We start from the raw sequence: 10,745 nt of genomic DNA on the forward strand, positions 1-10,745 counted from the left end.
GATCCGGCGGAGGACAGCCCCGCCGCCACCATGGCGGCGGCGATCAGGATGGACACCGGCACGGTCAGCGCGTATCCGGCGCCGATCACCCGGTACGCGTCGTCGGACACGTTGATGATCTGGCCGCCCGTGATGAGCTGGGCGATGCCGCGCCCGGCGACCATGAGGATGAGCGTGGCGATGATCGGCTGGATGCCGATGGTGGCGACCAGGGTGCCGTTCCACAGGCCGGCGACGAGGCTCAGCGCCAGGGCGGCGGCCACGGCGACGGCCCAGCCGGTGCCGTTCGCGATCAGGTCGCAGGCCAGCGCCCCCGAGATCGCCATCACCGAGCCGACCGACAGGTCGATGCCGCCGGTCGCGATGACCAGGGTCATGCCCACGGCCACCAGGATCAGGGGTGCCGCCCGGCGCAGGATGTCGACGACCGACCCGTAGAGGTGGCCGTCCTGCAGTGTGATCGAGAAGAAGCCGGGGGAGCTGATCAGGTTGCTGAGCAGCAGCACCACCAGCACGGCGGCCGGCCAGAAGAGCCGGTGCCGGACGACGGTTCTCATTACGCTGTTCCCTCCGCGATGGTGCGCATGATGCGGTCGGCGTCGAGCCCGCCGGTGTTGTCCAGCTCCTCGACCAGCCGCCGGTCGCGCAGCACCTCGATCTTGTGGCTGAGCCGCAGCACCTCCTCCAGCTCGGCGCTGACGAAGAGCACGGCCATGCCGCCGCCGGCCAGCTCCGCCACGAGCCGCTGGATCTCCGCCTTGGCGCCCACGTCGATGCCGCGGGTCGGCTCGTCGACGATGAGCAGCCGTGGCTCGGTGATCAGCCAGCGGGCGAGCAGAACCTTCTGCTGGTTGCCGCCGCTGAGGGTGCGGACGGGCAGTTCCGGGTCGGCCGGGCGGATCTGCAGCGCCGCGATGTACTTGGCGACCAGCTCGTCCTGGGTACGGCGGGGGAGCGGACGGGTCCAGCCACGGGCCGCCTGCAGGGCCAGCACGATGTTCTCGCGGACGGTCAGGTCGGCGACGAGGCCCTCGGTGCGCCTGTTCTCCGAGCTGAACGCGATGCCGTGCGCCATGGCGGCGTGCGGGCTGCGGATCGCCACGGGCCGGCCGTCGACGGCGAGGGTGCCCTCGTCGGCGTGGTCGGCGCCGAACAGCAGGCGGGCGAGCTCCGTACGCCCGGAGCCCAGCAGCCCGGCGAGCCCGACCACCTCCCCGGCATGGATCGCCAGCTCGAACGGCTCGATCGCCCCGCGCCGCCCGAGTCCCCGCGCCTCGACGACCGGCTCCCCGCGTTCGAGCGCGGCGGCCGCCTCCCGGGGCTGCTCCTCAATCTCCTCCAGCGTCGCCAGCTCCTTGCCGATCATGGCCGTCACCAGCTGCATCCGGGGCAGCTCGGCGGTGCGCCACTCGCCGATGAGCCGGCCGTTGCGCAGCACCGTCATCCGGTCGGCGATCGCGTAGACCTGATCGAGGAAGTGCGAGACGAACAGGATCGCCACCCCGTCGTCCTTGAGCCTCCGCACGACCTGGAACAGCCGCTCGACCTCGCCGGCGTCGAGGCTGGACGTGGGCTCGTCGAGGATCAACACCCGGGCGTCGACGTCGACCGCCCGGGCGATGGCGATCATCTGCTGGATGGCCAGGGAGTAGCTGGTCAGCGGGGCGGTGACGTCGAGGTCCAGGTCCAGGCGGGCCAGCAGCGCCCGGGCCCGCCTGCGCATCTCGCCCCAGCGGATCCGGCCCAGGGTGCGCGGCTCGCGGCCGATGAAGATGTTCTCCGCGACGGACAGGTTGGCGCACAGGTTGACCTCTTGGTACACCGTGCTGATCCCGGCCTGCTGCGCCTGGAGCGGGCCGGCGAAGCGCACTGCCTCGCCGGCCAGCCGGACGTCGCCGCCGTCGATGCCGTACACGCCGGTCAGCACCTTGATCAGGGTCGACTTGCCGGCGCCGTTCTCGCCCATGAGGGCGTGCACCTCGCCGGGGAAGAGCCGGAAGTCGACCCCGTCCAGGGCGGTGACCCCGGGGAACACCTTGCGGATGCCGGTCATCCGGAGAACGGCCGGCGTGCTCTCGGTCATCGGGCGGCTCAGTACTTCCGCTCGGGCAGGACCTGCTTGGCCTGCTCCGGCGTGAAGGTCGTCTCCTCGGTGAGCACGCGCTGCTCGACCTGCTCGCCGTTGTTCACCTTCTTGGCGAGGTCCATCAGCTGTGGGCCGAGCAGCGGGGAGCACTCGACGATGTAGTTGATCTTGCCGGCGGCGAGCGCGGTCATGCCGTCCTTCACCGCGTCGACCGTGATGATCTTGATGTCGGTGCCGGGCTTCTTGCCGGCCGCCTCGATCGCCTCGATGGCGCCCAGCCCCATGTCGTCGTTGTGCGCGTAGAGCACGTCGATGTCGGGGTGCGCCTTGAGGAAGGTCTCCATGACCTGCTTGCCGTCGGTGCGCGTGAACTGCCCGGTCTGCGAGGCGATCACCTTGAACTTCGGGTCGGCCTTGATGACGTCGGCGAATCCGGTCTTGCGGTCGTTGGCGGGCGCGGCGCCGGGCGTACCCTGCAATTCCACGATGTTGACCGGGTCGTTCTTCCCTTCGTATTCCTTGACCAGCCATTCGCCGGCCTTCTTGCCCTCGAGCACGAAGTCCGAGCCGATGAACGTCTTGTAGAGACTGGTGTCGGGCGAGTCGATCGCGCGGTCGGTGAGAATGACCGGGATGTCCGCGTCCTTCGCCTCCTTGAGCACGGTGTCCCAGCCCGACTCGACCACCGGGGAGAAGGCGATCACGTCGACCCGCTGGGTGATGAACGAGCGGATCGCCTTGATCTGGTTCTCCTGCTTGCCCTGCGCGTCGACGAACTTGAGGTCCACGCCGGAGGCGGCCGCCGAGTCCTGGATGGACTTCGTGTTCGCCGTGCGCCAGCCGCTCTCGGCGCCCACCTGGGAGAAGCCGAGCACCAGCTTGCCGCTGCCGCCGCCGGCGTCGCCACCGTCGTCGCCCGCGCAGCCGGCGAGGGCGGCTGCGGTCATGAGGGTGGCCGCTATGGCGGCCAGGGATCGCTTACCCATGAAGATCAACCTCTCGGAAAAGCTGTTAGCGTTAACAAATTCGCCGTGCGGGCAGCACGGAACCGCCGGGCGAACGGGTTCGCCGGCGCGGATATCGGTACGTTTGCCTGTCATTCAAGATCGTCGGAGGTCGATCCGGCCGCCTTGGTTTCATGAGTGTTACCGCTCACTCCACCAGCGTCAAGAGTTGATCGCCGACGGTGCGCGGCGCCGCCATTCCTGATCTTGGAAAGGGGTGTCGGAGAATTGGTCAACAAACTTTTCCGGGCAGCTCAGGGCCGGGTTGCCGTTTGAACCCCGGATCACGCGGGCACGACCGTGGATGTCATCGTCGCGAGGGAGGACATCATGCCGGCGCGTGAGGACATGCCGAGCACGCTGAAGCGGTCGCCGAAGAAGGCGCAGGACACGTTCGTCAAGACCCACGACTCGGCCGTCGAGGAGTACGGCGAGGGCGAGCGGGCCCACCGCACGGCGTTCTCCGCGGTCAAGCACTCGTTCGAGAAGGTCGGCGACCACTGGGAGCCCAAGGAGAAGAAGGGGCCCAGCGACGCCAAGGCGGCGGGCGGGCGCTCCACCAGGGCCGAGACGGCCGGGGGAGTGGACGCGAACGCCAGCAAGAAGCACCTGATGGAGGTCGCGAAGCGGCTGGACGTCAGCGGGCGGTCGCGCATGACCAAGCCCGAGCTCGTCGACGCGATCCAGAAGGCGAACAACCGCAGCACCCGCAAGGCGCGCGGCAAGTAGGGCGCTCCTCGCGGGGCGTTGCAGGGGCCCGCATCCCGGCACGGATGCGGGCCTTGCCGTTGCCCTCTCTCAGGAGGCCAGCCACGCGCGGTACCAGGCCACGGTCGCGGCGAGCCCGTCGTCGAGGGGCGTCGGCGCGGTCGAGAACTCGCGCTCGAAGGCCGACGAGTCCATGATCTGCGGCTCGGTGTGCTGGTAGAAGAGCTCCTCGTACTCCGCCATGAACGTCGCGTCGAACGGCCCCCACGGCTCCGCCCCGCTCAGGGTGTGCACGTCGAAGGCCGCGCCGGTCAGCGTACGGATGCGGTCGAGCACCTCGTCCGTGCTCGGCGCCGGCGCCGTCGGCAGGTGCCAGACCCGCCCCCACGCCTCGTCGCCCGCCTCGGCAAGGGTGGCGAGACCCGAGGCGACATCCCCGATGTACGTGACGCTGTGCGCCGCCGCCCGGTCGCCGAGCGCCAGCACCGTGCCGCCGGTCAGCGCCGCCGGGAAGGTCGCCGCCCCGAGGCTCGAGTTGAGCACCCGCGGACCGTAGAAGTCGGCGGCGCGCCCCAGCACCACGGGGAGTTCGCTCGCCAGATAGGCCTCGTCGAGCTGGGCGCGCATCCGGCCCTTGCGCGAGGTGGCCAGCCACGGGCTCTGCTCGGTGAGCGCCTCGCCGTGCGACGGCCCGTACGGATAGAGCGTGTCGAGCACCACGAGCCGCGCCCCGGCGGCGGCGACGGCGTCGAGCACCGTGCGCTGCACGCGGGGCATGACCTCGACCTGGTGCTCGTATCCGACGTTGACGCAGTGGTGCACCACGGTGGCCCCGGCGACGGCGGCGCGCGCGGCGGCGGGATCCAGGACGTCGGCGGCCACGGCTTCGGCGCCGGGCACCACCTGGCGCCCGGCGCGGTCGACCGTGCGCACGCTGTGCCCGCGCCGGAGCAGCTCCTCGGCGAGGGTGGTGCCGGCGGGCCCAGTTCCGAGAACGACGTGAAGGTCAGCAGTCATGGTTTGACCATAGCACTTAAGTTAGAGGCTGTAACCACCGTAAGATGCGCATTGTGCAGAACACTCCACGGAGCCGCTATCGCGAGCAGGTCATCGGCGAGATCAAGGCGGCCGCGCTCGCCCAGATCGACGCGGGCGGTCTGAGCGCCCTGAGCCTGAACGCCGTCGCGAAAACCCTGGGCGTCTCCGGGCCCGCCCTCTACAAGTACTTCCGGAATCGGGACGAGCTCCTGACGGCCCTGCTGCTCGATGCGTACGACGACCTGGCGGCGGCCGTCCAGGAGACCCTGGCGGCGACCGCCGCGGAGCCGGCCCGGGACCGCCTGATGTCCATGTCCGCCGTCTTCCTCGGCTGGGCGGCCGCGCAGCCCCACCGCTTCGCCCTCATCGCGGGCACGCCGCTGCCCGGCTACGAAGCGCCCGCCGAAAGTGTCGGCAAGGCCCGCGCGGTCCTCGGCCCGTTCCTCACCGTGCTGGCGCAAGGCCGCCCGGCGCCGGCTGCCGGACCCTTGACCGCCCAGGTGGGCGAGTGGGCAGCCGCCACGCCGGCCGTCGCCGACTGGGTGCGCGCATGGGCGCCGGACGCCGACCCGGCAGCGACCCTGGCGGCCGTGCTCAGCGTGTGGTCCCGTCTGCACGGCGTGGTGAGCCTGACCGTCCAGGGCCACTTCACCGGGATGGGCTTCGACCCGGCATCACTGCTCCGCGCCGAGATGGACGCCCTCGGCCTGCACTGAGCACCGCGGGCAGGTCACCGGGCACGGTGCGAGCGGGGCCGCCGCGGCCAGGCCACTGCGGTGCAGCACGGTCGTCACGATCGCCTCCAAGGTCGCCGCCGGGCCGAACACCGTCTCGCCGGGCACGCCGAGGGCGTCGGAAGGGGCGTACCAGCCGCGCATCTCCGCCTCGGTGATGTGGGCCATGCCCGGGCGGGTCGCGTGCCGCCGCAGGGTTTCCTCGAACGGGATGTCCAGGTAGTACACGTGCGAGGGGCCCGGGTGCCCGGCGATCAGCGACTCCAGCGCCGCGCGATAGTGCTTGGCGTACAGAATGCCCTCCAGCACCACGTGATAGCCCAGGCCGAGGGCGCTGCGGGCCGTCGCGGCGATGAAGGCGGGCGCCGCGCCGCCGTCGTGGTCGTGCTCGCGCAGGATGATGCGGCGCAGGTGGTCCTGCTCCAGGAGGGCGCAGCCCCGGCCGTAGCGGCGGCGGATCTCGCGGGCGGCGGTGGTCTTCCCGCTGCCCGAGTTTCCGCGGATGATCGTCAACACCGGTGCGGGGTCGCGGCGGACACGGGTCATGGTCCTATAGTGCTTCCGCGGTTGTCGGGGGCGGGATAACGGGGGACACGCGGACATGAGCTTGGTGCTGCGCCGGGCGGCTGCCGCGCGCTCGCTGCTGGCCGCGGCCGGGGCGCTGGCGCTGATCGCGACGCTGCTGCTGACCGGGCTCGCCGCCTACAGCACGCGGATGGTGGCCGCCGGGGTCGCGGGCACGGTCGGGGCGGCGGCGCCCGGGGAGCGGTCGGTGCTCGTGCGCGGCTCCGGCGGGCGCGACGCCACGGACTTCGCCGAGCGGGACGCGGCCGTGCGGGAGCGCTTCACCGGCGGGCTCGGCGGGCGGCCGGTGAGCGTCGCCGCCGCGGGCTACGCGTCCGGCCGGGCCCTGGGCGGGGACACCGGCGACGCGGTGCCGGACCAGGGCGGGCTCGTCTACGCCTCCGTCGGCTTCTTCGAGGATCTCGCCGCGCACGCCGAGCTCACCGCCGGGGCGTGGCCGCAGCCCGGGAAGCAGCCGCTGCAGACCGCCGTCGGCGAGGGCGCCGCGCGCATCCTCGGGCTGGCCCCCGGCGACCGGCTGCCCGTCGTGGACCGCGTCTCGGAGCGCACCACCACCGTCGTGGTCAGCGGCGTGTGGCGGCCCCGGTCGGCGGACGACCCGTACTGGGGGCTCGCCCCGGACGTGGCCGGCGGCGTGCTCCCCGGCTCGGCGACCTACGGGCCGTTCGCGCTCGACCGCGCCGACTTCGCCAGGAGCTTCGCCACGGGTGCCTCCGCGGCCTGGGTGGGAACCGTCGACCTCACCGGTGCGGACATCGCCGGGGTACGCCGGGCCGCCACCGCCGCCACGGCCGAGCAGGAGGCGCTCCCGGACGCCACCGGCCTGGGCACCTCGGCGACGGTCGAGGCCGGCGGGCTGACCGACCTGGCCGGGCGCCTGGAGAACGCCGACCTGGTCGGCAGGTCCGCGCTGGTCACCCCGATCCTGCTGGTCAGCGTGCTGAGCGGGCTCGCGCTGGTGCTCGTCGCCGCCCTGCTCACCGAGCACCGGCGGGCCGAGTCGGCGCTGCTGCGGGCCCGGGGCGCCACCAACGCCCAGCTGGCCGGGTTGGGCGCCGCCGAGGCGGTCGCCCTGGTCCTGCCCGCCGCCCTCGCCGCCCCGCCGCTCGCCGCCGTGGCCGTGCACTTCGCCGCCGGGCGGGGCTGGTTCGGGCTGCGCGGCTTCGCGGGCTGGGTGCCGGCCCCGCAGCTGTGGCTGGTGGCCGGGCTGGCTGCGGCCGGCTGCGCGCTCGCCATCACGCTGCCGGTCGTGCGCGGCGGCACGTACGTGAGCGAGATGGCGGCCCGCTCGCGGCCGGGCCGCCGGGCCTTCGTCCAGCGGGCCGGCGCGGACCTGCTGCTCGTGGCGCTCGCCCTGCTCGGCTGGCTGCAGCTGCGGCAGTACTCGTCGCCGCTCTCCGCGGGTTCCGGCTCCGGGCTCGGCATCGACCCGTTGCTCGCCGCCGCCCCGACCCTCGGCATCCTCGCCGGGGCGACCCTCGCCCTGCGGCTGCTGCAGCCGGCCTCCCGCCTGGTCGAGCGGCGGCTGGGCCGGGGCACCAACTTCGCGGCGCTCTTCGGCATCTGGCAGGCCGGCCGCCGCCCGCACGCCGGCCCGGTGCTGCTGCTGGCGCTCGCCGTCGCCGCGGGCACGGTCGGCTGGTGCCTGGCCGGCACGGCCCGGCAGTCGGTCGCCGACCAGGCGGACCACGAGGCCGGCGCGGACCTGCGCCTCGTCGAGATCAGCAGTGCCGCGCCGGACGACCGCCCGGCCGCGCTCGCCGCCCTGCCGGGTGCGGAGAAGGTGGTGCCGGCCTGGCGCGAGAGCCTGCAGCCGCCCACGCCGGGCACCGAGTCGGTGGACCTGATCGCGCTCGACGCGGCGGAGATCGGCAGGGCCGTCCGCATCCGCGACGATCTCTACGACGGCGGGCCCGCGGCGCTCACCGAGGACCTGACCCGGCGCCGGCCGGCCCAGGCGTTTCCCGAGCTGCCGGCGGGGGACCGCCTCACCGGGCGCGCGTCGGTCACCGGGAGCGACACGGCTCCGGCCGTGACCGCGGTGCTGCTCGACGCTTCGGGCGCGCAGGTGCGCGTACCCCTGAGGATCGGGGCCTTCTCGGTCGCCCTGCCGCCGATGCGGCCGCTGTGGCTCGCCGGGTTCCAGGTCACGGCGACCAGCTTCGGCACGGTCGACGTGGCCCTGTCCGGGCTGGCGGTCGGCGGCAACCGGTTGCCGCTCACCGGCGCCTGGGAGACGGGCAGCCCGGCCGCGAGCCCGAAGAAGGCCGAGGCCGGCCCGGGGTCGCTGCGGGTGAGCTTCCCGGCTGGGAGCGTCTCTCGGCTGCAGTTCCTGGTGCTGCCCAAGGTGACGGTCGCCGAGGTGCCCGTGGTGGTGACGCCGGCGGCGCGGGCGGCGCTGCGCTTCGACGACGAGGGCGAGGCCCGGCTGCGGATCGGCGGCGCCGACGTGCCGGTGCAGGTGGTGGGCACAGCCTCCGCCGTCCCGGGCACGCAGGCCGGCGGTGCGCTGCTGGCCGACCTGCCGACGCTGCAGGCCTACCTGCTCGGGCACACCGGGCTGCTGCACGGCACACAGGAGTGGTGGATCTCGGTGGGCGACGAGCAGCACACGGCGGCGGCCGCGGCGGCCACGCGGCTCGGCGGGCTGGAGGTGCTGGACCGGCGGTCGATCGGCGCGGCCTCGGCCACCGACGCGTACGGGGCCGGGGGCCGCACCGCCCTGCTGGCCGCCGCGATCGGGGCCCTGCTGCTCGCGGCGGCCGGCATCCTCGTCGACGTGCGCACCACGGCCCGCCGCCGGATCACCGAGCTCGCCGTGCTGGACACCCTCGGCGCCGGACCGGCGGCCCTCGCCCGGTCGCTGATGACCGAGCAGGCGTTCCTCGCCGGGACCGGCGTGCTCGCGGGCCTGGCCGTCGGCATCGGCGTGGCCGCCACGATGGCGCCGCTGCTCATCCTGACGCCCGCGGCGACGCGCCCGGTGCCGGAGCCGCTGCTGGTTGTCGACTGGTGGCGCGCCGGGGGCACCGCCGCGCTGCTGCTGATCCTCGCGCTCGCGCTGAGCGCCCTCACCGGGGCAACGCTGCGTCGCCGGCTGACCACGGTGCGCCTCAAGCTGGGAGCCGACCGATGAGCGCCGTGCTGCGCCGCGTCCGCGCGTACGCCGGGCACCTGAGCCTGCTCGCCGCCCTCGCGCTGGTGGCCGCCCTCATCGCCACGGGCGTGCCCCGGCTGGCGAACCACTACACCGACGAGGGGCTGCGCTCGGACGTAGGCGGGCTGCCGTGGGAGTCGCGGGACCTGCTCTTCGCGGCCGATCCGCAGCAGATCGCGCGCCCGAATCCCGCGGACGCCGACAAGATCCGGGACGACCTGCCCGCGCCTCTGCCCGGCCTGGTCGAGGACAGCTGGTTCCGGGCGTACGCGGAGGCGCAGGGCACGATGCTCGCGGGGCCGGCGCCCTACAACGCGAAGTGCCGGCCGACGCTGCGCGCGCTCTACCAGACCGGGGCGCTCTCTTCCGTACGCCTGGTGTCGGGCCGGCTCCCGAAAAGCGCGGGCCGCGCGGAGGCCGTGGTCACCGCGGACGCCGCGCAGGTCGCCGGGTTGACGGTCGGCACGGACCTGACCGTGACGACCTCCGGAGGCACGGCGCCGCTGCGGATTGTCGGCATCTACGAGCCGCTCGACCCCGCGTCGCCGCAGTGGGCGGGCACGGCGGCCGAGCGCATCTCGTGCCCGGCGATCGACGACGGGTTCACCTTCCGCGCCACCCTGCTGACCGACCCGGAGGGTGCTCAGCTCGCGGGCCGGAACACGGAGCTGCTGCGCTACCAGTGGCGCTACCGCCTGCGGGCGCAGGCGCTCACCGCGCCCGGCATCGAAGCCCTGACCACCGCGCTCGTGGAGGCGCGCCGCGAGCCGCCCCGCGGCTATCTGAGCCTGACCACGAGCCTCGACCAGGAGCTGACGTCCTTCGCGGAGCGGCTGCACGGCGCCCGCGCGACCGTCGCCGTCGTCCAGGCGGGCCTGATCGTCACCGTGGCCGGCCTGATGGTGCTGGCGGCGCTGCTCATGGCGGACCGGCGGCGGGCCGAACAGGCGCTGCTGCGGGCGCGAGGCGCGAGCGGCGGACGGACGGCCGCGCGGGCTCTCGCGGAGGCGGCGCTGGTCGGTGTCCCCGCGGTGGCGCTCGGCTGGTTCGCCGCGACCTTCCTCCCCGGCCGGTCCGGCGACGGCGAGTTCCTGCTGCTGAGCATCCTGCTCGTGCTCGCCGTGGGCGTCCCAGCGCTGCTCGCGGCGCGGCCCCCGGCGGACGGCGGGCGCGCGGCCCCCCGGCCGGGCCTGCGCCGGACCACCGCCGAGATCTTCCTGCTGCTCCTCGCCGGGCTCGGCGTGGTCCTCGTGCGCCGGCGCGGCCTGCAGAGCGACACCGACCCCTTCCTGTCGGTCGTGCCGGTGCTGCTGGGTGCGGCGGCGGCCCTGCTGGTCGTACGCCTCACGCCCGCCCCGCTCCGCCTCGCCGGCCGCCTCGCCGCCCGCAGCCGCGGCGCCGTCGGCTTCCTCGGCCTGGCCCGCGCCGGCCGG

General features: G+C 73.9%; 8 protein-coding genes and 1 pseudogene. 4 read left to right on the forward strand and 5 right to left on the reverse strand.

Annotated features, from left to right (window positions below; genetic code table 11):
* From RBH18_RS40885 to RBH18_RS40895, 3 genes are all read right to left on the reverse strand, one after another.
* A partial coding sequence (locus RBH18_RS40885) for an ABC transporter permease (protein WP_372339063.1) occupies nucleotides 1-557 on the reverse strand: 557 nt, incomplete at its 3' end.
* Nucleotides 557-2,083 carry a sugar ABC transporter ATP-binding protein gene (locus RBH18_RS40890; protein ID WP_306215893.1) on the reverse strand — a complete coding sequence of 509 codons (1,527 nt, stop codon included), beginning with the start codon at nucleotides 2,081-2,083 and terminating at the stop codon, nucleotides 557-559. The genes RBH18_RS40890 and RBH18_RS40885, both read right to left, overlap by 1 nt.
* A gap of 8 nt (nucleotides 2,084-2,091) precedes the next feature.
* The gene (locus tag RBH18_RS40895; protein WP_306215894.1) at nucleotides 2,092-3,072 is read right to left on the reverse strand and encodes an ABC transporter substrate-binding protein; all 981 of its coding nucleotides are present in this window, start codon (nucleotides 3,070-3,072) and stop codon (nucleotides 2,092-2,094) included.
* A gap of 348 nt (nucleotides 3,073-3,420) precedes the next feature.
* On the opposite strand from RBH18_RS40895, the gene RBH18_RS40900 reads away from it, so the two are divergent.
* On the forward strand, nucleotides 3,421-3,819 hold the full coding sequence (locus RBH18_RS40900; protein WP_306215895.1) for a ChaB family protein: 399 nt from the start codon (nucleotides 3,421-3,423) through the stop codon (nucleotides 3,817-3,819).
* A gap of 69 nt (nucleotides 3,820-3,888) precedes the next feature.
* Here the strand turns inward: RBH18_RS40900 and RBH18_RS40905 are convergent, their stop codons facing one another.
* Nucleotides 3,889-4,815 (reverse strand): NAD-dependent epimerase/dehydratase family protein, encoded by a 927-nt coding sequence (locus tag RBH18_RS40905; protein WP_306215896.1) that lies wholly within the window; start codon nucleotides 4,813-4,815, stop codon nucleotides 3,889-3,891.
* A 53-nt stretch (nucleotides 4,816-4,868) separates the two neighbouring features.
* On the opposite strand from RBH18_RS40905, the gene RBH18_RS40910 reads away from it, so the two are divergent.
* Nucleotides 4,869-5,552 (forward strand): TetR/AcrR family transcriptional regulator, encoded by a 684-nt coding sequence (locus tag RBH18_RS40910; protein WP_306215897.1) that lies wholly within the window; start codon nucleotides 4,869-4,871, stop codon nucleotides 5,550-5,552.
* Here the strand turns inward: RBH18_RS40910 and RBH18_RS40915 are convergent.
* Nucleotides 5,511-6,116: an AAA family ATPase gene (locus tag RBH18_RS40915; protein ID WP_306215898.1), complete on the reverse strand. Its 606-nt coding sequence runs from the start codon at nucleotides 6,114-6,116 to the stop codon at nucleotides 5,511-5,513. The genes RBH18_RS40910 and RBH18_RS40915 overlap by 42 nt on opposite strands.
* A gap of 55 nt (nucleotides 6,117-6,171) precedes the next feature.
* Between RBH18_RS40915 and RBH18_RS40920 the strand changes: the two genes are divergently transcribed.
* On the forward strand, nucleotides 6,172-9,291 hold the full coding sequence (locus tag RBH18_RS40920) for an FtsX-like permease family protein (protein ID WP_306215899.1): 3,120 nt from the start codon (nucleotides 6,172-6,174) through the stop codon (nucleotides 9,289-9,291).
* Nucleotides 9,288-10,745, forward strand: a pseudogene (locus tag RBH18_RS40925) (FtsX-like permease family protein); the annotation flags it as partial. The gene RBH18_RS40920 and the pseudogene RBH18_RS40925, both read left to right, overlap by 4 nt.

Origin of the sequence: Actinoplanes oryzae, from assembly GCF_030757795.1 — a bacterium.
Taxonomy (GTDB): Bacteria; Actinomycetota; Actinomycetes; order Mycobacteriales; family Micromonosporaceae; genus Actinoplanes.

What these genes read in the sequence shown, in the direction of transcription:
- RBH18_RS40915 (WP_306215898.1), bottom strand. Translation starts at nt 6,116, where the DNA reads ATGACCCGTGTCCGCCGCGACCCCGCACCGGTGTTGACGATCATCCGC.
- RBH18_RS40890 (WP_306215893.1), bottom strand. Translation starts at nt 2,083, where the DNA reads ATGACCGAGAGCACGCCGGCCGTTCTCCGGATGACCGGCATCCGCAAG.
- RBH18_RS40905 (WP_306215896.1), bottom strand. Translation starts at nt 4,815, where the DNA reads ATGACTGCTGACCTTCACGTCGTTCTCGGAACTGGGCCCGCCGGCACC.
- RBH18_RS40900 (WP_306215895.1), top strand. Translation starts at nt 3,421, where the DNA reads ATGCCGGCGCGTGAGGACATGCCGAGCACGCTGAAGCGGTCGCCGAAG.
- RBH18_RS40920 (WP_306215899.1), top strand. Translation starts at nt 6,172, where the DNA reads ATGAGCTTGGTGCTGCGCCGGGCGGCTGCCGCGCGCTCGCTGCTGGCC.
- RBH18_RS40895 (WP_306215894.1), bottom strand. Translation starts at nt 3,072, where the DNA reads ATGGGTAAGCGATCCCTGGCCGCCATAGCGGCCACCCTCATGACCGCA.